The sequence below is a fragment of the Pseudoalteromonas sp. HL-AS1 genome (genome assembly GCF_031198785.1).
Taxonomy (GTDB): domain Bacteria; phylum Pseudomonadota; class Gammaproteobacteria; order Enterobacterales; family Alteromonadaceae; genus Pseudoalteromonas; species Pseudoalteromonas distincta.
The window spans coordinates 3285128-3307733 of the sequence record NZ_CP133569.1 but is presented as its reverse complement, the minus strand read 5'-3'; the positions used below and the strand labels follow the sequence as shown (position 1 = coordinate 3307733).

The following is a 22606-nucleotide window of genomic DNA, read 5'->3' as shown; positions in this document are numbered from 1 at the left end:
TAATTCATAATTAAAACCATAGTCATTGCGCTATATCATGGTTTGTTTTAACTAGTTTGCTAGATTAATGTCGATAGCGCTGTTATTTGAACTCGTTGGTGATTAAAATAGCGATAATATTAGTTTTTAGTGGAACAAAGCCATGGGTTCATTACAAGACCAATTGCTTCAAGCAGGATTAACAACATCGCATAATGCTAAAGTTGCTAAATCAGAAAAGCGTAAGCAACAAAAAAAGCAAAAGAAAGGGGCTACTAGCAACCCAAGTGATCTGCAAAAGCATATTCAACAAACCAAGCTAGAACAGCAAAAAAAAGCTGAAGAGCTTAACCAAACACGCCAAGTGAGTTTAAAGCAGCGCGAGCAAGAAGCGCGTGTTAAACAAATTTTAGAGCACCACAACCAAGACGCTATTCGTGGTGAGCGCACATTTAATTTTACTTATCAAAACAAAGTAAAAAATATCGACGTGAACGAGAAAACGCAAAAAGCGTTATCGGGCGGTCGTTTAGCTATTTGTGTACTAGAAGGGCAATTTTACGTATTAGACGACGAACCAGCACGCAAAGTGGCTGAAGTTGACGAAAAGTATATTGTTTTTCATGTAGAGCCAGAAAACAAACCAAAAGATGAAGATGACCCGTACGCAGACTTTGAAGTACCAGATGATATAGTGTGGTAATAGTCTATTAAGGGTAAGCTCATTTTTATTTGTTAAAGTATATAAAAGTGAGACAGAAACGAGTTGGCGGTTTTTGGTTAAGTTGATCGTCTAGCGTCGTTTCGTACGTATGCTTTTTATTTGATTGTTTACTACAATCAATAGAACAGTTTTTCTAACCGTCAAAAAAGAAGAGTAAATACAATGAGCAAGATGAAAACACTACTATTAGGCGCGGGCATTACTTTAGCCGCAAGCTTCTCGTTTAATGCAGCTGCTGCCGATGGCGCTGCACTTTATACCGCTAAAAATTGTCAAACTTGTCATGGCGCTGAAGGTAAAGCACCAATTATGGGTATGTACCCTAAACTAAACGGTCAAAACAAAGACTATTTAGTAGCGCAAATGAAAGATATTAAGTCAGGTGCACGTAATAACGGTATGACCATGGCTATGAAAGCAATGGTTGCAACGGTAACTGATGAAGAGTTTGAAGCAATTGCAGATTACCTAGCTAACGTAAAATAATTTACGCAGTTATACCATTTTAATGCAATTAGTATTTTAGTTTTATAAACAGCCACACAATAGTGTGGCTGTTTTGTTTGGTGTTTGCTATAAAATAGAGACTGCTTTAGACTTCTAAACATCTGTTCGTACAGGTTAATAATGTACGTTTTTAAAAGGCTTATTATGTTTGATTTACCCCAACTCGATTTAAAAAATAAAGTATCAGCACAAGAGTGGCAACTTCGTATTGATTTAGCCGCGTGTTATAGACTGGTAGAGCACTTTCGTTGGGGGGATTTGATCTATACGCATTTATCAGCACGTTTGCCTGGCACTGACCACTACTTAGTGAATGCGTTTGGTTTAACCTTTGATGAAGTAACTGCCTCTAATTTAGTAAAGGTCGACTTAGACGGCAACATTATTGACGATACGCCATTTAGTATTAACCCTGCTGGCTTTACTATTCACAGTGCGATTCATGAGGTACGCGAAGACGCTCATTGTGTTATTCACCTTCATACTAAAGAAACAATCGCAGTCGCTACACAAAAAAATGGTTTATTACCGCTTAGCCAGTATTCAATGTTTTCATTGCCATCGCTTTCTCATCATGGCTACGAAGGGCTTGCAGTAAACGACGACGAGCGAAAAGTGCTGCAAGATGATTTGGGCAGCACTAACCATATGTTATTGGTAAATCATGGTGGCTTAACAGTAGGTCCAACGGTAGGCGATGCGTTTATGCGCTTTTATGACTTACAGCGAGCGTGTGAAATTCAACTAGCGCTACAATCAAGCTCGCAAGAGGTGATTGAAGTACCGCAACCTATAATCGACAATATTTATAATCAAGCAAACGTAGTACACAGTGGCAGCACCGGCGGGCAACTTGCGTGGCCTGCAATGTTACGAAAAGCGTATCGACTTGACCCTAGTTTTGCAAAATAACCCATAGCGGTTAATAAGGAATTTTAATGAAAGTAAATCGCGTTGAAGTATTTGATATTCACTGTCCTGATAGACCTTCTTGGACACCTGTGTTTGTACGAATTCATACTGACGAAGGTATTAGTGGTGTTGGCGAAGCCGGCCTTGCATACGATTTAGGTCACAGTGCTGCAGCGGCTATGATTAAAGAAATGGCCGACGCCTTTTTAATCGGCCACGACCCATTTCAAACAGAAAAACTATGGTCTCGTATGTTACGTGAAAGCTTTTGGGGTTTAGGCGGCGGACCTGTTGTATATGCTGCAATGAGCGCAATTGATACCGCACTTTGGGATATAAAAGGTAAAGCGCTTGGTTTACCTGTATACCAGTTATTAGGCGGTAAGGTTAACGACAAACTACGCACTTACGCTTCGCAATTACAGTTTGACTGGGATAGCGAATTTAAAGCGCTAGTACAACCGCAAGAATATGCAGAAGCGGCTTTAAAGGCGATGGCCGAAGGCTACGATGCAGTAAAAGTAGATCCAATTCAGTACGATAAAGACGGCAATACTTATTACGACCGTACAAAAATAATCTCACGTACTGAAATGAAGTTATACCGTGCACGCATGCAAGCTATTCGCGAAGCAGTAGGCGACGAAGTGGATATTATTTTTGAATGCCACAGTTTACCAGGCGTGACAACAGCCATTCAGTTGGGTGAAATTGCAGAAGAATTTGACTGTATGTACTTTGAAGAGCCAGTTAACTACCTAAACCACTCATTACATGCAAAAGTAGCAGATAAAGTTAATGTGCCAATTGCTGGTGGTGAACGTTTGTATAATCGCTGGGGTGTGCGCCCGTATTTAGAAGATCAAAGTATTGATGTTCTGCAACCTGATATTGGTTTATGTGGTGGTTTTACCGAAACTAAAAAAGTGTGTGATTACGCTGATATTTTTGATGTGCGAATTCAAGCTCATGTATGTGGCGGGCCAGTTGCAACTGCAGCATCACTGCACTTAGAAACGGCTATCCCTAACTTTTTGATTCATGAGCACCACACTTATGCGATCAAAAAGTGGAACCGCGAGTTATGTTTACAAGATCCACAACCTAAAAATGGTTTCTTTGAAGTGTCAGAAGAGCCTGGGTTGGGTATTGAATTAAACGATGAGATTGTTATGCGTTCTCAACGTGTAGAAATAAAGTAACTTTTTAACCTAACTTTAGGTCATGCATTAAAAAGCCGGTAAGTGATTAGTCACTTACCGGCTTTTACTTGTTTGGTAAATTTTTAGCTTGTTATGACTCGTTAATTTTACATTCTACGTCTTTAAGCTCAATAGTGGCTTTACTATCAAGGTGGCGTATATAGCATTGCTTGCCTTTAATCATCAATTCAAACTGATCGGGTGTATTGCGACTTTGCGTGTCGATAATATTATTACCATCCACATTGCTAAGGGTTACTGTGCTGCTGGTAGTAAATACATTATCAGCTAATTGAGTTTCTTGTATATGTACAAGTGTTTTAATTGCTTTGCTAACGGCTGTTTTATTTGGCTTTGACAGTAGAGCATGTTGCAGCTTAGGTGTAGGGTCTGGATTTTGAGATATGCAGCCATTGAGAAAAAACGCAGAAAATACAACGATTAGTAAAAAGTACATTTTCATAAATTGGCCGTATTATTATAAAAAGAGAGTTTAATATAACTAGTTTTACTTAAACTTGGTAGTAGTGCTTAGCGTTTGCATAGCTAAGGTTATGCCATGTCTTATCGTTTGAGCATAACGCCTTATGGGAGTGCCATAGGGTGTTGTAGCTTGTATTTATTTGGCACACAGGAAAGTTGCTTGCAAACATAATACGCTGCTGGCCAAAGTGATTAAAAAGGATATTAAAACACGCTGCTTGTTGCTCACTGGTAAGTTGTAGTAATTCAAAACCAGAGAATTTAATGGCTATGTTGTCGTGCTGAGCAAGTAACTCAACATCTTGTCGCCAATCATTTAAATTACTTGGCAGTCCTGCATGATTAATTATAATTTGAAGCTGCGGTAGCTGCTTAGCGTAGTAAGCTATTTGTTTGGTTATTTCGCTATTTTCAATATCAAATTGAGCTTCAAAATGCAGTTTATTTGTAGCCAATAAATTAAGGTTATTAATACAATGAGGGCTTTTTAGCCTCACTGCATCATCTTTTTCGGTTATATCTCTTATACCACAAAGGGTTGAATGAGCCAATGCATTTAGCGCGTGATTAAATTGCTCTGCGGGCGCATCAATTTGGTTGTAACTAATAGCCTTAAATGAAAGGTTTTTTAAATGCGAGCTTAGCCAGTTTAACTCGTTTATAGGTGATTGATTATCAAACCCAGCCTCAATGTGCACAATACCTGCAAGTTCAAAATCAGTACTTTTAACAAGTTGCTCTGCACTTATTGGTTGTTTAATTTTTTCTAGGTTAGGCCATGTTGGTGGGTTTTCGCCTTGTAGCCAAGTATATTGCCCCTCGGCAAGATTAAAAAAATGCACATGAGGGTCAATAATTTGCATGCTCATTGGGCAGTGTAACCACCATCAATACTTTGTAGGCTGCCTGTAATAAAACTGGCATCGTCACTTGCTAAAAAGCTCACAAGGGCAGCAACCTCATCGGCTTGACCTAATCGGTTAAGCGGTTGAAGACTTGCTTCCTCGGCAACTATTTCTGCTTTGTTTGCGCCACTTTTTGCGCAGTACGCATCTATCGCGTTATGAAATAGCGGGGTTTCTATTGTGCCAGGGCATACCGCATTTACTCTAATATTAAAGCTCGCGTAATCAAGCGCCGTTGTTTTGGCCATTGAGGCAAGGGCATGTTTTGTTAGGTTATACGCAAAAGAGTTTTGCTTACCTATAATTGCTTGATCGGATGCGACTAATATAATAGCGCCGCTATTTTGCGCTTTCATGCTTGGCAACACGCTTTGTACTGCGGCATAGGCGCCTTTAACATTAAGCGCAAAAAGTGCATCGAGAGTTTGCTCGTCGGTGCTTTCTATATTTGCGCTTAAGTGTTTTCCAGCATTAGAAACAAGTACATCAATACGTTTGCTTTGTTCACAGATAGCGTTGATGCAGCTTTGTACCGCCGATACATCACTTACATCACACTGATGAAATATACCAGTTTCGCTTGGCTCTATATCAAGGTTATGTACTTTATAGCCATTACTTAGCAAACGCTTTACAACGGCTAGACCAATTCCTTTTGTACCACCTGTAACTACTGCAACTTTAGACATACTTACTTCCTTTATTGCTAACTAGTGAGAGTGACCGCAGCCGCCTTCAGCGTGCACATGTCCGTGAGAAACTTCTTCACTCGTCGCTTCACGTACAGATACAACTTCAACGTCAAACGTTAGTGTTTTGCCCGCAAATGGGTGGTTTAAATCACAATCTGCGTTAAAACGACCAACCTTAACAATGGTAACCTGATGACGGCCTTGGTTAGAGCTAACCATTGCTGTCATACCTGGTTTCCATACTTTAACGTCGCCTTGTAGATGCTTAAGCGGAATACGTTGAATTAAATCATCAACACGCTCGCCGTACGATTCACTTGGCTCTAGAGTTACACTAAATTTTTCGCCGGCTTCTTTACCTTCAAGTGCTTTTTCTAAACCAGGAAGCATGCCTTCGCTGCCATGAATGTAAGTAAGTGGCGCTTCGTTTGTGCTACTTTCAATTTGTTCGCCCGCTTCGCTAAGGGTGTAATGAAATTCAACTGCTGAATTTTTGCTAATTTGCATGCTTGTCTCTTCAAATAATAACTATGTTAGGGCGTAATTTTACGCGAAATATACGTGTTTATAAACTTAACGTGGCTGATTTAGTGTTTTTTGTAAATCTAGCAGTAAATCTTTTTTTATTGGTGCTGCTTTTTGCTTTTCAGCCTGTGGTATAAACAGTACTAATTGAGTGCCAGGCTTTAAAATACTTGATGCAGAGAGTTTGTTCCATTTTGCCAAGTCGCTATGAGGTACATCATAAAGCTGACTTATACTCCAAAGGCTATCGCCTGACTTAACTTCGTAATCTATTTCAATGGTGGGAATCGCAATCTCTTGGTGTTCTAAATAAGGGCTGATTTTGTAATCAACAGTTAATGTGCTTGGCAGAGTTTTAGGTTGCCCAACTAATAACTTTTCTCCAACACCTATTAAATTATTATTTTTATTATTAAGTTGTTTCAAAGCTTTTACAGACATACTAAAACGCCTGGCGATACTGTAAAGCGTATCGTTTTGTTTAACGATGTACTCTCCAGCAAAGTTTGATTTGAAGAACTGACTTTTTAATAATGCTTCTTGCCCTATAGGCAGCAGTAAAGTATGCGGCCCGTTAGGTGAGCTTTGATTTTTTAAATATCCCTGATTAATAGCATGTAACTGCTTTGAACCTATACCAGAGAGCTTGGCAATGACTGAAAAGTCGAACTGCTGGCCTATGTTCATCTGTGTTGTAAATGGTTTATATGCTAGCTTTGGGCGTTTAATGCCCTTTTGTGGATGTTTAACTAAATAACTTAAAGCGAGTAATTTGGGTACATAGTCAGCAGTTTCTTTTGGCAGACTGAGCGACCAGTAATCGGTGCTTTTACCGCGTTTTTTGTTTTTTTCGATTGCACGTTTAACACGGCCTTCACCACTGTTATAAGCGGCCAAAGCGTGTAGCCAATTACCATCAAAGCGTTTATGTAAGTAACTTAAGTAATCAAGTGCAGCATCGGTTGAAGCAAGTACGTCTTGGCGCCCGTCGTACCATTGGTCTGATTTAACACCAAAGTGATGCGCCGTTGCGCCAACTAACTGCCAAACACCAACAGCTTGCTGTGATGAGGCTATTGTTGGTCTAAAATCGCTTTCTACAAATGGTAGTAATGCGAGCTCCATAGGTAATTGCTTTTGCTCAATTTTTTTTACGATGTGATACAGGTAAGGCGCTGCGCGTTTGCTCACCGTTTGTAAGTAGTTAGGTTGCTTTGCATACCAGCTGATACGCTTTTTTAAAGCGCGATTTTGATAAATCGTAAAGTGTAGATTATTGGCTATATGCACCCACAGATCGGTGGTTTTTGGTGGGCGCTTTTTTACGATTGTTTTTTTGAATTGAAGTGACGTAACTGGCTCATTAACTTGAGGCGTTTGAGCTACTTCCTCGTCAATATCATAAGTATAGTCAGGCTCAAAATGAGTAAATATTTGTGGAGCGTCTTGTGGTTCTTGCTCCGTTGATTGACAACCAAATAACAAAATACCCAAACAACATAAAACCAAACTGCGCATAGTGATCACTTTTGTAAATTCCTTTTATTATTTTAACACAATCCGTTGTGTTGAGTTATTCTGCGCTTTTTACGCGATTTAGGCCTGCTTGTAAAAAAAAGTTACTCGATTTTATATTAAGCGCTTCTTGTTTATAAGGCTCAATAACTGATTCAGGAAACGACAGCATTAATTGCTCAATACTTTGATCTTTATTGTTTTTAACATGCTCTGTTATGGCTGTTAAAAATGATAGTGGCTGTTTCAGCTGCTCTTTTGTTAATGTGCCGCCGTGACCAGGTATAATAGTAGCGAGCTTTTCATCGTTAATATATCGCTTAAGCAACGTTTGCCAACTTTTAAGTTCACCGTGTCCAGGGTAAGGAAGCCAGTCAACGATATCGCCACCAATCAGCACACTGCCATTATTAGTAGTAATAGTTAAATCACCGTTAGTATGGGCTTGCTGCGGCTCAAGCGTTACCTCAAAACCACCAAGGTCGATAACTTTACGACTATTAATGACTATTTCGGGTTTGCTAAGCTGATACTCCTGCCAGCGAAAAAGTCGCTTTTTTGCAAGCTTTAACTTATCACGCCATTTAGCTTGCTCTTCTTTGGGTACATTCGCTAATCGTTGGTAGCTCAGCTCAATGCTCTTTTCATAGGTGTCTAGTTTGTCGGTATATGCTGTTTGGTAAAGGCTAAAATTTTTATTTACTTGCTGATGAACAACGAGCTTGGCATCAGGATAAAAATTTTGCATAACCGCCATACCTAGCAAGTGATCGTCATGGTAATGCGTGGCAACCAAATAGCATAAAGGTGTTTTAAGGCGTTTTTTTAAATCTTCAGCAAGTTGTTCAACTGCAGCAAAATTGGCACTCGTATCAACCAGTAAGGCACATTTTTCGCCTTCAATTAATACTTGGTTAGAGTCGTAAAAGCGAAGCTTGTCTTGTTGCTTTAAAAACTGAACATGAAGGTTTATTGTATTCCAAGTAACGGCAGCGTAGGTGTTAGGTGCTATTGATAATAAAGTGCATGCCAATAGTAAGTGCTTACATGAAGAGGTTATGTTTGAAAGTTTTAACTTCATTTATTATCTCTACGCTGAGGTTTAATTACTTTAATAATAAACAAAAAGCGCAGTATGCGCTTTTTATTTTTGGTGTTTGGGGTCATTTGCCAAATGCTGACTGAGTTTATCAATCAATTGGTCTTGATGCTGTTGTTCAACTGTAGCCTGTGTTTTTGCTTCTAGCAATTCGTGGCTTAAGTTTAATGCTGCCATTAGTAGGGCTTTTTGATCGTTTCTAACGGTTGAGCGTTGTTTCATTTGCTCAACTAAGTCATTTAGATTTTTAGCTGCTGCTATTAATGCATCTTCCTGCCCTTCGGGGCAAGCAAATTGCTGCTCTTTACCTAGCAACTCAACAGTGACCCGCTGGTTTTGCAGCTCAGACATTAGCTAGCCTGTTGTGCGCTTTGTAATTTATCAAGAAGACCAGATAAAGTAGTGCTGGCATCTTTTTGCTTTTCTTCATTTTCTAAAGCTTCAAGCTGTAGTAATTCGTTTTCATCGCTTAGTTTAGTGTTCTGTTCTTTTAAAGTAGCAACATCTGTTTGTAATTGATTATTACGTTCGATTAAAGAATCGATCAGTTGTTCGAGTTGTTGAAGAGTAGTGTTGTTCATAAAGGCGCTCATATAACTGTAATTAATGTCATGCAAATGTAAAGCAAAGTGTGTTGATTTGCCAGCATTTACGGTGGTTTTAGCTGATTTTTCTTCTGTGTTAAGGGATAATTCAGCATATGAGCTTTTTCATTCAGAAATGGTTCACTTTAACACTCTCTTATCTTGGTGTAAGTTGCCAAAGCCTAGTGCTTATGGTTCACTTACGATATTAAATTGCGTATGGCGAAAATAAATAATGCTTAGTTACAGACACTCATTTCATGCGGGTAATCCTGCCGATGTACTTAAACATTTAGTACTGGCACAAGTACTAAATTATCAAACAATTAAAGATAAACCGCTTGATTATATAGACACGCATTCAGGTGCTGGCTTTTTTGAACTGGCAGCTGCTGATGCGCAAAAAACGCAAGAGTATCAAGATGGTATTGAAAAACTTTGGCAACATAAAAGTGAACATGCTGAGCTTAATGAGTACATTGAATTAATTAAGTCATTTAACGACACTGACGAACTTGCATTTTATCCAGGTTCACCAAAAATTGCAGAGCATTACTTGCGCCGCCAAGATAAGGGCTGGTTTTTTGAATTGCACCCGCGCGATTTATTATTACTTGAAGAAAACATGCAAGGTAAGCGCTCTATTCGTGTACGTGGAGAGGATGGTTTTACCGGTTTAGTTGGTTTATTACCACCAGCATCTCGCAGAGCGTGTGTATTAATTGACCCACCGTACGAAATTAAAGATGACTACGAAACGGTTGTAAAAACCTTAGTTAAAGCTCATCAGCGTTTTGCTACAGGTACTTACATGATTTGGTATCCGGTTGTTGATAGAGAACGCATTGATAATATGGAGCAGGGCTTAATTGATTCAGGAATGCGCAACATTCAGCTATTTGAATTAGGCACTGAAGCGGATACTGACGTACACGGCATGACAGCATCTGGCATGATTGTGATTAACCCTCCATGGAAGCTAAAGCAAACAATGGATGCAATAATGCCTGAACTTGTTGATTTGTTAAGTGAGCCAAGTGGTTTTTACAGAAGTGAACAACTCGTTGATGAGTAGCTTTAAATAGCGCTTACAATGAATGATAAAATGCCCAGCTTTGCTGGGCATTTTATTTAAAATCAATACGAATGTGTTAGGTAACACATATATTAGGGAGCTAAATATTAATTAAAATAAACTGCGTTAAAAGTAGCAAGCGTATTACCGCTGTTGTTTTTAAGTTTTAGTGACTCGCCTGTAATTTCCCACTTTGAAGTATTGTTAAGTACGTTAGACATAGCTGCCTCTTGGTCCATATTCTCCGAACACATCTTTTTTGTACTCGCTAACTGACTAAGTGTAATTGTGTGCTGCTCGGTGCTATAACTTCCGCTAAAATTATTACAGCCTAAAAAGCCATTAACACGGTAGTCTTTATCGAACTGAATAAACGGCTCTTTAGTTGTAACATTTACTGTTTGAGCATTGATTGTTATTGCTTTCCAGTACGTATTTGTAAGCGTTACGTCTGGCTTTTCAACGGATACTTTTGAAAGCTCAATTTTATAAGGGCCAGTTAGCTGTGATTCTCTAAATGGGTCGTTATTTGTGGTACTTGTGTAAAGTACTTTGTCTTTATTTATGATTCTGGCGCTTAGGCTATAGCGGTGTTTATCGTTAACTTTACTGGCATCATAAGTTAGCTCTACAGTAAATGGTGGGGCTTGGGTTATATCAATCACTTCTTGGGTTATTATATCTGCTTTTACATCCATTTTAGATACATCCGAAAGCGTAACTATTAACTGTGAACCGGGGCGAAGCATACTGCGATCTTTGTAGCTAACTTGGGTAGTTAGAGTCGATATTGATTTTGCTTGCTCTGTATTTTCAGTCGGCTTTGTTTGTTGATCACAACCGGTTATAGCAAAAGCGCTCAGTGCTAATAAACTAAGTCCTGTAAGTGCTTTTTTACGTGAATGTACTGCTTGATGCTTTTCCATGTTTGTTATCCTTACTCAATATTATCCCCCTAGTGTATTACCTAGTGACTTAATCATTCCTTAACTTATTTTAAACATAAAAAAAGGCGCATTAGCGCCTTTAATAATTAAAAACAAACGATTATTTTTTAACAAACTTAGTTAAAATAACTATGCGCTGGCCGTCAACTCGCCCTTCAATATGTTCAGGGTTGCTGGTTAGGCCAATATTACGAACAGCTGTTCCGCGTTTAGCTGTAAGGCTACTACCTTTAACGTCTAAGTCTTTAATTAGGGTAACAGTATCGCCTGCTTGAAGTACTACACCGTTGCTATCTATATGCTTTAAATCGTCATCTTCAGCAAGTGCTTTTTTAGCCCACGTCAGCGTATCTTCTTCAAGGTAAATCATGTCTAGCGCATCTTGTGCCCAGCCATTATCAGGCGCTAAACGCGAAAGCATTCTGTAAGCTACAACTTGTACTGCAGGAGTTTGGCTCCACATGCTATCGTTTAAACAGTGCCAATGCGTAGGCGTTATTTCGCTGTTATTCTCGATTTGATCTTTACATGTTTGACACGTGTAAATACATTTATCTGAGTGGGTTTCAGTTACCGGTGGTACTTCATAAACAGATAAGTTCTCGGTGGCTGCACACAATTCACATTGATTATTACTACGTTCGATTAAGGCTTTTTCAATACTCATGGGGCTCTTTCTGATTCTGGTCGAGTTAACATTTGCTGCTATTGTACTCCAAAACACGAGCTCTGCGCCATTAGTCCCTTAATTTTGTGTGGGTATATTACTCATATACTTATCTTCAATAGTTTTTATATATCCTTGAGCGTGAAGGTTTTTAATTGCTAGGTTTATCTGGGGCAATAATTCTTTGTGTTTGCTCAATAAGCGAATTCTTAAAAAACCATGGGAATGCTGTGCGCCAAAGGCAATGTTTATCCCTAACTGCTTTGCCCAATAGAGCGCAGTTAACTTACCTACTAGTGCAGCTTCTACACGGTTTCTTGATAGGGCTGTCATAAGTTCTTTTTCGGATGGAAAGTCAACACGCTCAAAGGTGTTGTCATTAAAGTAATAGTAACCTAGTACCGTTCCTATATTTTTACCCTTCAAGCTATCAGCGCTTTGCCAATGCTGGGCATTTTTAGGCAAGGTAACAATCATTTCTGTGGCATAAATAAGCGGCTCTGAAAAAACATAACGAGGGTCATTTCTCTCACTCTTAGAGAGCCATTCTAATGAAATAACATCAAAATCGATTATTTCATCTTGTAAATATTTGGTAATACGCTTTGTAGGTAGGTCGATATGAGAAGCTGCAATATTGGCATCATCGAGTACTTTTTCAATAATTTCGGGTAATATGCCAGGCTTTTCTGGATCATTTGTATAATATGGATAATGACTCCCTGACGCGCTAACATTATATTTGAGGGGAGTAGGGTTAATGCTGGCATAGCTAAAAAATACAAATAGCAGAGGGCTCAGTACTAATAACCGAATAAAGTTAGTCAAATCTCTACCTTTTATATTAATATTTTATATTAGTGTTGTGTAATTTTAACGTTTTTGCAATGACGACTATATTTATCTTATGCGTGTTGCATTAAAGTACACATATTATTGGCTGTTTTGCCATCTTTTATTTATAGGTTTAGAGCCAAGTGAAATTACATAACATACCTGATGAAGTACAAAAAATAACTCAGTTTGTTGCGCGGCAACCTATTTTTGATATAGACCAGAATGTTTTCTCGTACGAATTGCTTTATAGAGACTCAGCCAATAATGCGTTTCCTGTAGGCACTTCTGATGTCCATGCGACAAGCCGCCTATTTTTTAATGCTTTAATGTTGGTTGGTTTAGATAGACTTACCGCACATCATTTAGCTTTTATAAACTTGTCATCAGAAACTATTCTCGATAACTTCCCCAAACTTTTATTGCCAGAAAATAGTGTTATTGAAATAGTGGAGCGCACGGGTAATATTCCTGTGGTGGCTGAGCGTGTGCAAGAACTTAAAAAAGAAGGCTATGTTTTTGCACTTGATGATTACGATGGCGATCCAAAATGGGAGCCACTGTTAGCACATGTTGATTACATAAAAATTGAGATAGATGATCCGGTTATTAAAACCAATATGCGCATTAAAAAAATAAAACGCGCAAATCCACATGCAAAAATAATTGTTGAACGAATAGAGACGCATGAACAATTTAATATATTAAAATTGGCAGGCTGTGATTTATTTCAGGGGTTCTTTTTTTCTCGCCCAGAAATGATTACGTATAAAGGTGTAGAGCCTTCAAAGTTAACTGTTTTTGATCTATTGCGTTTTACAGCAAAACAAACACTTTGCTTTAAAGAAGTTCATCAACGAGTGGCCAGAGATGTAGCCATAACAGCCAGGGTTTTAAAGCTGGCTAACGCGCGTTCAGGCAAAGCAAATTTAGTTATTACTTCTATTTCACAAGCGGTTATTTATTTAGGTGAAGATACAATAAGGCAATTTGTTCGTGTATTAGCAATTAGTGAGTTGGGGGTCGAAAAACCAACTGAGTTAACTAAGCTTGCTTTAACTCGGGCACAATTTATGTCGCTTATTTTAGAGCAAAATAATAAAGAACTGACTGAGCAAGGCTATCTAGTGGGTTTGTTTTCTGTGCTTGATGCCATTTTAGATGGCGATTTAAAAGACATAGTTAAAGAGTTTACTTTAGATGCTGCAATATCTGATGCGTTACTACTTGAAAAAGGCACTTTAGGTGAGTGTTTATCGCTAATAAAAGAGTTTGAAGTAGATAATATTGATAAGGCGATGGTTCAACTAGCTAAAATAAATCCCGAACAACATGTTGGGCATATATTTAATTTTTTACTGGATGCTGTTTTATACAGTGACGACATTATTGAGGCAATAGCAGAATAAATATGCGTAATTGGTTGTCGGTTATAAGTGTAGTGGTTGCTCTTTGTTTATTGTTTCCTGGTATTACAAAACCAGTATTAACAATAGAGGGCAACATAGATAAATCAAAACTAGCGCAAGCGGGTATTGAAATGCTGGCTGAAGAGGGCGATGGTCGAACTCGCAGTATGCTAATGATGTTCTCGAACATGCTAGGGCTTGATAAGTTAGAAGGTGAGATTAGCGCCTATAACAAAACACAAAGTATTTTAGGCACAGTTAAAGAGCTTGCTAGCAATAATAATTTATTTGTAGCCGCTTTAGTGGGGTTGTTTTCTATTGTTATTCCAAGCTTAAAGCTATTATTACAGTTGCTTTATTGTTGCCTACCTTTGAATGGGTTTAAGCAAAAGCTCGGTCTGGTTATTTGTGCATTAAGTAAGTGGAGCATGGTTGATGTATTTGTTATTGCATTAATAGTGACTTACTTAGCAGGTAACGCCCATGGTAAAAGTGGCGAGCTACTTGTTATGAATGCACAATTTGGTGAAGGGTTTTGGTATTTTAGCGCATATTGTATATTTGCAATTATCGCGAGTAACTTAATTAAAACACCTGCTAAACCGCAGTCTACATAATTAAAGTATTTGTGGTTGCCGTTAGGTTACCTTACAATCATTTTAAAGTTTATTAAAAGGCATAATGTTGCAACGTTTTTACTCTAGTTTACTCATGATAACTTTACTGCTCACTTTTGTGGGTCAGGCAGTTGCGTCTGTAGCTATGGTATGCGAAATGCCACATATGCCAACTAAGACAGCAACGCATGCCCAAATGCCAATGACACAAAGTAGTGATGCAACAGCTGTCGTTAGCATGTCTGAAAATATGATGCAGATGGATTGTTGCGACGACGAAAGTACGCCACAAAATGACTGTAAATGCCCTATGAGTGGCTGCGCTGCTAACTCAATGCTTAATGTTGATACTTTATTTAGCGTTACTTTACTTGAATCTGAAAAAGTAAATGTACGTGTATTTACTACACAAATTAATATACCTCGTTCACTCTACCGCCCTCCTATGTCTGCTTAATAGCAGGATAGGTGTATGTAAAAATTGCGGTAACCCCGTTTATTGGTAACTCCTAAACACCTTTTTTGCTTCCTAATTTAAGATTTTCTTTTATTTTTAGATGGAGCAGGTGATGAACCACGCTGTAAGTATTAAAGTCGTATTATGTAGTGTTGTGTTATTTAGCACAGCCGTTAATGCGCAAAACAATCAAAATAACCTAAATACCGAAACACTAAAGCAAACTAGTAATGAGCAAACGCTTAGCTTAACGCAAGCGCTTAATTATGCGCTAACGCATGAGCCATGGCTAAAAGCGAGTGGCTACCAAGAAGATGCAGCAATAGCGCAAAGCATTGCCGCTGGCACCTTACCCGATCCTGTTTTAACGGTTGGCTTACTCAACTTACCTACTAACGGTTATGCGTTTGATCAAGAAGGGATGACGCAGCTTAAAGTTGATTTGAGCCAAAAGTTTAGCCGAGGGAATAGTTTAGCACTTAAACAAAAGGCATTAGCACAGTCTGCTCAACAATACCCTTCGCAGCGCGCCGATCGCTTAGCACAAGTAAAAGCAATTGTGATTGAGTCGTGGTTAAACGCGTATCGTGCTCAGCGAAGTATTGCTTTAATTGAGCTAGATAAAGGGCTATTTACTCAACTTATTGACATTACCGAAGCAAGCTACGCAAGCACCTTAGGTAAAACACGTCAGCAAGATATTATTCGTGCGCAATTAGAACTCACCCGTCTTGAAGATAAGCTGGTTATGCTTGAGCAGCAATTTGAAAGTGCTAAAAACCGTTTAGCACAGTGGTTACCTATGAATATGCTTATGCAGCCTTTAAATACTGAGTTTACTAAAACCGCAGGGCTGGTTGATTTTGCGAGCCTTGAATTTGATGAGCTAATACAGTTGCTTATGACGCATCCCGCAATTATTGCGATAGATAAAACCGTAACGGCAAAGCAAACCGAAGTTGCACTCGCTAAGCAAAGCTACAAACCTCAGATGGGCGTTAATGTGGGTTATGGTTACCGGGATGATACCCCGATGGGTGAGTCGCGAGCTGATTTACTCTCTGTAGGGTTTAGTATTGATTTGCCATTGTTTACTGATAACAGACAAGATCAACAGGTTAAATCGGCTATTGCGAGTGCAGAAGCTACTAAAACACAAAAGCTGGTGGCGCTTCAAAAACTCAAAGGCATGTACTTTAAGGAGTTTAGCCAACTCGCTCGTTTGCAAAAACGCGATGCGCTTTATCAAAATACGTTATTACCGCAAATGTCAGAGCAATCTCAGGCAACACTAAATGCTTATACACGCGACGACGGGGATTTTTCTGACGTGATGCGCGCGCGCATTAGTGAACTTAACGCCAAAATTGATGCACTGAATATTCAAGTAGATCAACATATTATTACCGCCCGCCTTAATTATTATGCAAGTAGCTTAGACCCCCAAGTAATGAGCGAGCAAACTGGAGAATTACACAATGAATACTAATTTAAAGTTACTTGTTGCCGCCTTAGTTGGCGCAGGCGCCTTTGGGTTAATAGGCGGCTTAGTAATGCAGTTTTTACCTAGCAACTCGGCAATGAATGAACAACAAAGCGCAGACAAACAGCCCTTATATTGGGTAGCCCCTATGGATAGTAATTACAGGCGTGACACGCCAGGGCTTTCGCCAATGGGAATGGATTTAGTACCTGTGTATGAAAACGCTAGCAACGCTCAGGATGGACCTGGTGCTGTAACTATTTCGCCTGCAGTAGTTAATAACTTTGGTGTAAGAACTGCCAAAGTAGAGCTTAAAACACTTCACAGCGATATAAATACTGTGGGTTATGTGCAATATAACCAAGACCAACTTATTCACATTCATCCGCGTGTAGAAGGCTGGATTGAAAGTTTATATGTTAAAGCACAAGGCGCAGAAGTTAAAGCCGGTGAGCCTTTATATACATTGTATTCACCACAATTGGTGAACGCACAGGAAGAGCTTTTATTGGCGGTTAATCGTAATAATACCGTGTTAATTCGGGCTGCAAAGGCGCGTTTAGAGTCGTTAAATGTGTCTGATGGATTTATCGAGCGCTTACAAAAAAATAAAAAGATAATGCAAAATATTACTTTTTACGCAAAGCAAAGTGGTGTGGTAGATGAGCTAACAGTACGAGAAGGCTTTTACGTTAAACCAGGCACATCAATGATGAGTATTGCCCAGCTTGATGAAATTTGGGTAGAGGCGGAAGTGTTCGAGCGCCAATCAGAACAAGTGAGTGTTGGGTTGCCCGTTACAATGACACTTGATTACTTAAAAGGTCAAAAGTGGGAAGGTAAGGTTGATTACATTTACCCCGCGCTTGATGCTAAAAACCGGACTCTGCGTGTAAGGCTTAGGTTTGAAAATGCAGATCATCGGTTAAAACCAAATATGTTTGCACAAGTGAGCATTCACGCTAAAGCGAGTAAGGCGCAATTTACAGTCTCTAAAGAAGCGGTAATTCGCACGCAGCATCAAAACCGTGTAGTTATTGCATTAGGTGAGGGTCGTTTTAAATCGGTAGAAGTCGACGTTGGGCAAATTAATAGTAATGAAGCGGTGATTTTGTCAGGTGTAATGACAGGTGACACGGTAGTGACTTCAGCGCAATTTTTAATAGACTCTGAATCGAGTAAAAGCTCTGACTTTAAGCGAATGGAAATGCCTAGTTCTGGTATTAGCTCAGGTATGAGCTCGGATTCTGGTTCAGACTCTAATATGAACATGGATATGCAGCCACAAAGCGCCACGGTTAACGGCACTATTAATGCCATAGATACACAAAATCGCATTATAAATATTAGTCGAGAAGCCATTGAAAAATGGAATCGAGAACCCGCCACAATGGACTTTGTATTAGCGCCAGATATTGATATTACCAAGTTTGAAAATGCCCAGCATATTAATTTTACTTTTAGCATTATTAATGATGAATTTGTAATTACTAAAGCGCAAAACGCAGAGCTGATTGATCATTCTACTATGCAACCTATGCAACATAGTTCTCACTAGGAGCCATTATGATAACTGCCATTATTCGCTGGTCTGTTGGCAATCGCTTTTTTGTGTTGTTGCTTACATTAATTTTACTGGGTGGAGGATTGTTTGCACTAAAAAATACGCCCGTGGATGCCTTACCTGACTTATCTGATGTTCAGGTCATTATAAAAACTACTTACCCGGGGCAAGCGCCGCAAGTAGTGCAAGACCAAGTTACATTTCCGCTCACCACTGCAATGCTTTCTGTGCCGGGTGCACAAACTGTAAGGGGTTTTTCGTTTTTTGGTGACTCGTACGTTTACGTTATTTTTGACGAAAAAACTGATTTGTATTGGGCGCGTAGCCGAGTACAAGAATACCTAAGCCAAGCAGCAAACCGATTGCCCGATAGCGCTACGCCAGAGCTTGGCCCTGATGCAACAGGCGTAGGTTGGATTTACTTATACGCACTAATTGATAAAACAAATAAACACGATATTAGTCAGCTACGAAGCTTACAAGATTGGTTTTTAAAGTTTGAGCTACAAACTGTGCCCGGTGTATCTGAAGTGGCTGCTGTTGGTGGCATGGTTAAGCAATACCAAGTCAATGTAGAGCCTGATAAATTACGTGCATATGGTATCCCGCTTAGCCTTATTCAAACGGCGATTCAACAAGGCAACCAAGAGATGGGCGCCTCGGTAGTTGAAATGGCTGAAGCTGAATACATGGTAACAAGCACAGGCTACATTAAAAGTGTTGCCGACCTAGAAGCTATTCCGCTTGGTGTAAACGCTAATGGTACTGCGCTGCAATTGCGTGATGTAGCCGATATTAGAGTCGGGCCGCAAATGCGCCGTGGTATTGCAGAGCTTAATGGCGAAGGCGAAGTAACCGGCGGCATTGTTATTATGCGCTATGGCGAAAATGCACAAAAAACTATTGAGCTGGTAAAAGCAAAATTAGAATCACTTAAAAAGGGATTACCAGAGGGCGTTGAAATAATCCCTGTGTACGATCGCTCCAACTTAATTAATAACGCGGTAGATAATCTAACAAGTAAGCTAATTGAAGAGCTGATTGTAGTTGCTTTGGTGTGTGTGGTGTTTTTGTTTCATGTGCGCTCATCATTGGTGGCGATTATTACGTTACCGCTTGGGATTTTAACGGCATTTATAATTATGTATTGGCAGGGGATTAACGCCAACATTATGTCTTTAGGAGGAATTGCAATAGCGATAGGTGCAATGACCGACGGCGCTATCGTCATGATTGAAAATATGCACAAACATATGGAAAAAACGCCCCTTACCAACGAAAACCGCTGGGAAGTTGTGGCTAAATCGGCGAGTGAAGTGGGTCCTGCATTATTTTTTAGTTTATTAATTATTACCGTCAGCTTTATGCCGGTATTTATTTTAGAAGCGCAAGAAGGACGTATGTTTGCGCCACTGGCTTACACTAAAACCTATGCTATGGCAGCGTCTGCTGGGCTTGCGATTACCTTGGTGCCGGTATTAATGGGTTACTTTATTAGAGGTAAAGTTATTTCGGAGCAAAAAAATCCAGTTAACCGATTACTCGTCGCAGCGTATCGCCCACTACTTAACTGGGTGCTTAAATTTCCAAAAATGACATTGGTACTCGCGGTGGTTGTTTCTGTTATTGGCTTTTACCCGGTAAACAAAATAGGCAGTGAATTTATTCCGCCACTTGATGAGGGCGACTTAATGTATATGCCCACAACGTATCCTGGTTTATCGGTAGGTAAAGCGCGCGAAATACTACAGCAAACCGACAAGCTAATTGCCACAGTACCCGAGGTTAAAACAGTATTTGGTAAAGTTGGGCGAGCAGAAACTGCAACAGATCCTGCGCCGCTTACAATGATAGAGACGTTTATTCAGTTAAAACCAAAAGATGAATGGCGCGATGGTATGACCCTTGAAAAACTTAAAAAAGAACTCGACGGTTTGGTTAAGTTTCCGGGGTTGACGAATGCGTGGGTAATGCCAATTAAAACACGTATTGATATGCTCGCAACCGGTATTAAAACTCCCGTGGGCATTAAAGTTGCGGGACCAAAGTTGAGTGAAATTCAAAAAATTGGTCAACAAATAGAAGTGCTTTTAAAAGATGTGCAAGGCACCGCATCGGTTTATTCAGAGCGAGTAGCGGGTGGGCGTTATATAAAAGTAGATATAAACCGAGAAAAAGCGGCGCGTTATAGCTTAAATATTAGCGACATACAGCAAGTTGTATCTACTGCAATAGGTGGTACAAACGTAACTCAAACCGTAGAAGGGCAAGAGCGCTACCCAGTTAATTTACGTTACCCGCAAGCATACAGAGACTCGCCAGAAGAGCTAATGTTGTTACCTATTGTAACGCCTACAGGGCAGCGTATAGCACTTGGTGATGTAGCCGATGTATTTATTGAAGATGGACCGCCTGGTATAAAAAGCGAAAATGCACGTTTAAACGGTTGGAGTTTTATTGATATAGATGGCGTTGATATTGGTACTTACGTTGAGCACGCTCAGCAAGTGCTCGATAAAGACCTAATACTACCAGCTGGCTACTCAATTACGTGGGCTGGGCAATATGAATACATGCAGCGCGCTAAAGACAAACTGACTTATGTATTACCACTCACATTAGCAATAATTATTGTGTTGCTTTACCTTAATTTTAGAAGCTTTGCTGAGGTCACTATTATTATGGCTACGTTGCCACTGGCAATGATTGGTGGCGTATGGCTAATGTATTTAGAGGGCTTTAACTTTTCAGTTGCAGTAGGTGTAGGCTTTATTGCCTTAGCTGGGGTAGCGGTAGAAATTGGGGTCATTATGTTGGTGTATTTAAACCAGGCCTATCAAGAAAAATGCATCGAAGCAGAGCAGACTGGTAAGCCACTTAGTTTAGTGCAATTACAGCAAGCTATTATTGAAGGTGCAGGGCTTCGAGTACGCCCGGTTATGATGACTGTTGCGACCATTATTATCGGTTTATTACCTGTACTTTATGGCACGGGCACCGGAAGCGAAGTCATGAGTCGAATAGCTGCGCCTATGGTTGGCGGTATGGGCAGTGCTATTGTACTCACCTTACTTGTTATTCCTGCGGTTTACCTACTGTGGCGCAAACAAGGACTTAAATAATATAAAGCAACAAGACGACAGAGCAGTGCGGTTACTACCCACGCATTGCTCTATAAAAATTACCTATAATTTGTAAGTTATTCTATTAAATTGCTAATTAATATTCATTTTAAAATTAACCTTCTGTTTTTAAATGGTTTTTTAATTGGCACGCTTTACGCAATGTAGTACCTATACAGTCAACTAAGTAAGGAATGCACATGCAAGTTAAAACAATTAAAGAGGTATACGATTGGACCGTTTTGTTTCATACGCAAATGGCGGCTAATTTTCATAGCGTAAAGGATTTACTCGATGAACATAATGCAATGCTGGTGGACTACTACCTAAATTACGAAAAAAAACTCGCTGAAGATTTAGTCGGGTTTAAAGCGATAACCGAAATAAATACGCTCGATACGTACTGTTATGAATACTTTGCTAAAAATCCTGAGCTAATTACTTTCGAAGACATTAGTAAAGACCAGCAATTTGATGAGAAAGTTATTCAAGCTTATTTATCAGAGCAGCATCAAAAGGTAATTGAATTATACGAATACTTACTTGAGCGCGCTGAAACTCAAAGTGGCCAAGAAAAGCTGCAACAAATACTAGAGCTGGAAAAGCAAGGTATAAAGCAAATGATGCAAAGTACGAATCGTCATATGGATATGTAGCTTTATAAGATAACCATTTAAAATAGCCGATGCTTGCATCGGCTTATTTTATGTCTGCGTTAAATAACCCGCAGAGGGCTTTGATAAACTGGCTAAAATAATATGCGTGTCAACAGTGTGGCACGCACATAGGGATGTCAAACTTCTTCTGTATCTACAATTAAATCACTTGTTATTGATTCCAATGCTTCAATGACTTCATCTTTATTCATACCATTGGGTAAAGTAACGGTAGCAACAGCGCTAAAAATAGGCACCCCCCAATTAGGCGCACTTTGCTGCCTTGAATTTAAATGAGTAATGTTAGCGCCTTTGTGGCGTATTACACTCGCCAACTCTTGAACAATACCTGGGCGATCGTTACCTGTAATAACCAGATTGATTTGTTCTAATGTTGATGGTTCAATTTCTGTGTTTCCGGTTTCAATTCGAACGTCTAACTTAGGTAACTTATTTAAAGCGCTTTGTAATGATTGAAAGTGTTCCTCAGCAACTTCAAGTTGAATAATACCTGCAAAATGACCTAATAAATGGCTTAAGTTACTGCTTAGCCAGTTGCCATGATTTTGTAACACGACGGATGAGATACTCTCTACTAAACCAGGGCGATCTTGCCCTAGAATAGTTATAACCAACTGCTTCATAAAT

The 22606-nt window shown here is 39.5% G+C and carries 24 protein-coding genes; 12 read left to right on the top strand and 12 right to left on the bottom strand.

Annotation, left to right across the window (positions count from 1 at the left end; translation table 11 throughout):
• The first annotated feature begins 142 nt into the window (after positions 1–142).
• From RB214_RS15360 to RB214_RS15345, 4 genes are all read left to right on the top strand, one after another.
• Positions 143–682: a DUF2058 domain-containing protein gene (locus tag RB214_RS15360; RefSeq protein ID WP_002957867.1), complete on the top strand. Its 540-nt coding sequence runs from the start codon at positions 143–145 to the stop codon at positions 680–682.
• Between the two features lie 183 nt (positions 683–865).
• Complete coding sequence (locus RB214_RS15355; RefSeq protein WP_002957866.1) at positions 866–1189, top strand: c-type cytochrome; 324 nt, start codon at positions 866–868, stop codon at positions 1187–1189.
• Positions 1190–1354: 165 nt separating this feature from the next.
• Positions 1355–2122 carry a class II aldolase/adducin family protein gene (locus RB214_RS15350; RefSeq protein ID WP_309167734.1) on the top strand — a complete coding sequence of 256 codons (768 nt, stop codon included), beginning with the start codon at positions 1355–1357 and terminating at the stop codon, positions 2120–2122.
• A 26-nt stretch (positions 2123–2148) separates the two neighbouring features.
• Positions 2149–3324, top strand: coding sequence for a mandelate racemase/muconate lactonizing enzyme family protein (locus RB214_RS15345; protein ID WP_007375956.1), 1176 nt, complete (start codon positions 2149–2151; stop codon positions 3322–3324).
• 91 nt (positions 3325–3415) lie between these two features.
• Here the strand turns inward: RB214_RS15345 and RB214_RS15340 are convergent, their stop codons facing one another.
• The 8 genes from RB214_RS15340 to zapB all read right to left on the bottom strand — a co-directional run bounded on the left by RB214_RS15340 (position 3416) and on the right by zapB (position 9124).
• Positions 3416–3787, bottom strand: a complete 372-nt coding sequence (locus RB214_RS15340; protein ID WP_309167733.1) for a hypothetical protein — start codon at positions 3785–3787, stop codon at positions 3416–3418.
• A 49-nt stretch (positions 3788–3836) separates the two neighbouring features.
• Complete coding sequence (locus RB214_RS15335; protein WP_309167732.1) at positions 3837–4676, bottom strand: amidohydrolase family protein; 840 nt, start codon at positions 4674–4676, stop codon at positions 3837–3839.
• Positions 4673–5401 (bottom strand): SDR family NAD(P)-dependent oxidoreductase, encoded by a 729-nt coding sequence (locus RB214_RS15330; protein WP_024595817.1) that lies wholly within the window; start codon positions 5399–5401, stop codon positions 4673–4675. Before RB214_RS15330 ends, RB214_RS15335 begins: the two co-directional genes overlap by 4 nt.
• Positions 5402–5422: 21 nt before the next feature.
• Positions 5423–5911: a peptidylprolyl isomerase gene (locus RB214_RS15325; RefSeq protein ID WP_002957860.1), complete on the bottom strand. Its 489-nt coding sequence runs from the start codon at positions 5909–5911 to the stop codon at positions 5423–5425.
• 66 nt (positions 5912–5977) lie between these two features.
• A complete protein-coding gene (locus RB214_RS15320) occupies positions 5978–7447 on the bottom strand; it encodes a LysM peptidoglycan-binding domain-containing protein (RefSeq protein ID WP_309167731.1) in 1470 nt (489 codons plus the stop codon).
• 55 nt (positions 7448–7502) lie between these two features.
• The gene (locus RB214_RS15315; RefSeq protein ID WP_309167730.1) at positions 7503–8525 is read right to left on the bottom strand and encodes an MBL fold metallo-hydrolase; all 1023 of its coding nucleotides are present in this window, start codon (positions 8523–8525) and stop codon (positions 7503–7505) included.
• Positions 8526–8588: 63 nt separating this feature from the next.
• Entirely contained in the window at positions 8589–8894 is a 306-nt protein-coding gene (locus RB214_RS15310; protein WP_002957856.1) for a cell division protein ZapA, read from the bottom strand.
• Positions 8894–9124: a cell division protein ZapB gene (gene zapB, locus RB214_RS15305; protein WP_002957855.1), complete on the bottom strand. Its 231-nt coding sequence runs from the start codon at positions 9122–9124 to the stop codon at positions 8894–8896. Before zapB ends, RB214_RS15310 begins: the two co-directional genes overlap by 1 nt.
• A gap of 238 nt (positions 9125–9362) precedes the next feature.
• Here zapB and RB214_RS15300 point away from each other — a divergent pair, with 238 nt between their 5' ends.
• The gene (locus tag RB214_RS15300; protein WP_182671457.1) at positions 9363–10202 is read left to right on the top strand and encodes a 23S rRNA (adenine(2030)-N(6))-methyltransferase RlmJ; all 840 of its coding nucleotides are present in this window, start codon (positions 9363–9365) and stop codon (positions 10200–10202) included.
• Between the two features lie 107 nt (positions 10203–10309).
• Here RB214_RS15300 and RB214_RS15295 read toward each other — a convergent pair whose 3' ends face one another.
• The 3 genes from RB214_RS15295 to RB214_RS15285 all read right to left on the bottom strand — a co-directional run bounded on the left by RB214_RS15295 (position 10310) and on the right by RB214_RS15285 (position 12644).
• A complete protein-coding gene (locus tag RB214_RS15295) occupies positions 10310–11128 on the bottom strand; it encodes an META domain-containing protein (protein ID WP_138489730.1) in 819 nt (272 codons plus the stop codon).
• Positions 11129–11249: 121 nt separating this feature from the next.
• Positions 11250–11816, bottom strand: coding sequence for a PhnA domain-containing protein (locus tag RB214_RS15290; RefSeq protein WP_309167729.1), 567 nt, complete (start codon positions 11814–11816; stop codon positions 11250–11252).
• Positions 11817–11894: 78 nt separating this feature from the next.
• The gene (locus RB214_RS15285) at positions 11895–12644 is read right to left on the bottom strand and encodes an ABC transporter substrate-binding protein (RefSeq protein WP_024595823.1); all 750 of its coding nucleotides are present in this window, start codon (positions 12642–12644) and stop codon (positions 11895–11897) included.
• A 149-nt stretch (positions 12645–12793) separates the two neighbouring features.
• Between RB214_RS15285 and RB214_RS15280 the strand changes: the two genes are divergently transcribed.
• The 7 genes from RB214_RS15280 to RB214_RS15250 all read left to right on the top strand — a co-directional run bounded on the left by RB214_RS15280 (position 12794) and on the right by RB214_RS15250 (position 21958).
• On the top strand, positions 12794–14059 hold the full coding sequence (locus RB214_RS15280) for an HDOD domain-containing protein (protein WP_309167728.1): 1266 nt from the start codon (positions 12794–12796) through the stop codon (positions 14057–14059).
• Between the two features lie 2 nt (positions 14060–14061).
• Positions 14062–14676, top strand: coding sequence for a paraquat-inducible protein A (locus RB214_RS15275; protein WP_007586454.1), 615 nt, complete (start codon positions 14062–14064; stop codon positions 14674–14676).
• Between the two features lie 94 nt (positions 14677–14770).
• Positions 14771–15133, top strand: coding sequence for a hypothetical protein (locus RB214_RS15270; RefSeq protein ID WP_225913250.1), 363 nt, complete (start codon positions 14771–14773; stop codon positions 15131–15133).
• 112 nt (positions 15134–15245) lie between these two features.
• The gene (locus tag RB214_RS15265; protein WP_309167727.1) at positions 15246–16622 is read left to right on the top strand and encodes a TolC family protein; all 1377 of its coding nucleotides are present in this window, start codon (positions 15246–15248) and stop codon (positions 16620–16622) included.
• Entirely contained in the window at positions 16612–18174 is a 1563-nt protein-coding gene (locus RB214_RS15260) for an efflux RND transporter periplasmic adaptor subunit (RefSeq protein WP_309167726.1), read from the top strand. Before RB214_RS15265 ends, RB214_RS15260 begins: the two co-directional genes overlap by 11 nt.
• 8 nt (positions 18175–18182) lie before the next feature.
• Positions 18183–21302, top strand: a complete 3120-nt coding sequence (locus RB214_RS15255; RefSeq protein WP_309167725.1) for an efflux RND transporter permease subunit — start codon at positions 18183–18185, stop codon at positions 21300–21302.
• Between the two features lie 200 nt (positions 21303–21502).
• Positions 21503–21958 carry a hypothetical protein gene (locus RB214_RS15250; protein ID WP_002957844.1) on the top strand — a complete coding sequence of 152 codons (456 nt, stop codon included), beginning with the start codon at positions 21503–21505 and terminating at the stop codon, positions 21956–21958.
• 137 nt (positions 21959–22095) lie between these two features.
• On the opposite strand, the gene RB214_RS15245 is transcribed toward RB214_RS15250, so the two are convergent.
• Positions 22096–22602 carry a glycine cleavage system protein R gene (locus RB214_RS15245; RefSeq protein ID WP_002957843.1) on the bottom strand — a complete coding sequence of 169 codons (507 nt, stop codon included), beginning with the start codon at positions 22600–22602 and terminating at the stop codon, positions 22096–22098.
• Positions 22603–22606: the final 4 nt, after the last annotated feature.

Excerpts from the sequence above, each read along its gene's own strand:
- RB214_RS15360 (WP_002957867.1), top strand. The coding sequence starts at position 143 with ATGGGTTCATTACAAGACCAATTGCTTCAAGCAGGATTAACAACATCG.
- RB214_RS15355 (WP_002957866.1), top strand. The coding sequence starts at position 866 with ATGAGCAAGATGAAAACACTACTATTAGGCGCGGGCATTACTTTAGCC.
- RB214_RS15350 (WP_309167734.1), top strand. The coding sequence starts at position 1,355 with ATGTTTGATTTACCCCAACTCGATTTAAAAAATAAAGTATCAGCACAA.
- RB214_RS15345 (WP_007375956.1), top strand. The coding sequence starts at position 2,149 with ATGAAAGTAAATCGCGTTGAAGTATTTGATATTCACTGTCCTGATAGA.
- RB214_RS15340 (WP_309167733.1), bottom strand. The coding sequence starts at position 3,787 with ATGAAAATGTACTTTTTACTAATCGTTGTATTTTCTGCGTTTTTTCTC.
- RB214_RS15335 (WP_309167732.1), bottom strand. The coding sequence starts at position 4,676 with ATGAGCATGCAAATTATTGACCCTCATGTGCATTTTTTTAATCTTGCC.
- RB214_RS15330 (WP_024595817.1), bottom strand. The coding sequence starts at position 5,401 with ATGTCTAAAGTTGCAGTAGTTACAGGTGGTACAAAAGGAATTGGTCTA.
- RB214_RS15325 (WP_002957860.1), bottom strand. The coding sequence starts at position 5,911 with ATGCAAATTAGCAAAAATTCAGCAGTTGAATTTCATTACACCCTTAGC.
- RB214_RS15320 (WP_309167731.1), bottom strand. The coding sequence starts at position 7,447 with ATGCGCAGTTTGGTTTTATGTTGTTTGGGTATTTTGTTATTTGGTTGT.
- RB214_RS15315 (WP_309167730.1), bottom strand. The coding sequence starts at position 8,525 with ATGAAGTTAAAACTTTCAAACATAACCTCTTCATGTAAGCACTTACTA.
- RB214_RS15310 (WP_002957856.1), bottom strand. The coding sequence starts at position 8,894 with ATGTCTGAGCTGCAAAACCAGCGGGTCACTGTTGAGTTGCTAGGTAAA.
- zapB (WP_002957855.1), bottom strand. The coding sequence starts at position 9,124 with ATGAACAACACTACTCTTCAACAACTCGAACAACTGATCGATTCTTTA.
- RB214_RS15300 (WP_182671457.1), top strand. The coding sequence starts at position 9,363 with ATGCTTAGTTACAGACACTCATTTCATGCGGGTAATCCTGCCGATGTA.
- RB214_RS15295 (WP_138489730.1), bottom strand. The coding sequence starts at position 11,128 with ATGGAAAAGCATCAAGCAGTACATTCACGTAAAAAAGCACTTACAGGA.
- RB214_RS15290 (WP_309167729.1), bottom strand. The coding sequence starts at position 11,816 with ATGAGTATTGAAAAAGCCTTAATCGAACGTAGTAATAATCAATGTGAA.
- RB214_RS15275 (WP_007586454.1), top strand. The coding sequence starts at position 14,062 with ATGCGTAATTGGTTGTCGGTTATAAGTGTAGTGGTTGCTCTTTGTTTA.
- RB214_RS15270 (WP_225913250.1), top strand. The coding sequence starts at position 14,771 with ATGATAACTTTACTGCTCACTTTTGTGGGTCAGGCAGTTGCGTCTGTA.
- RB214_RS15265 (WP_309167727.1), top strand. The coding sequence starts at position 15,246 with ATGAACCACGCTGTAAGTATTAAAGTCGTATTATGTAGTGTTGTGTTA.
- RB214_RS15260 (WP_309167726.1), top strand. The coding sequence starts at position 16,612 with ATGAATACTAATTTAAAGTTACTTGTTGCCGCCTTAGTTGGCGCAGGC.
- RB214_RS15255 (WP_309167725.1), top strand. The coding sequence starts at position 18,183 with ATGATAACTGCCATTATTCGCTGGTCTGTTGGCAATCGCTTTTTTGTG.
- RB214_RS15250 (WP_002957844.1), top strand. The coding sequence starts at position 21,503 with ATGCAAGTTAAAACAATTAAAGAGGTATACGATTGGACCGTTTTGTTT.
- RB214_RS15245 (WP_002957843.1), bottom strand. The coding sequence starts at position 22,602 with ATGAAGCAGTTGGTTATAACTATTCTAGGGCAAGATCGCCCTGGTTTA.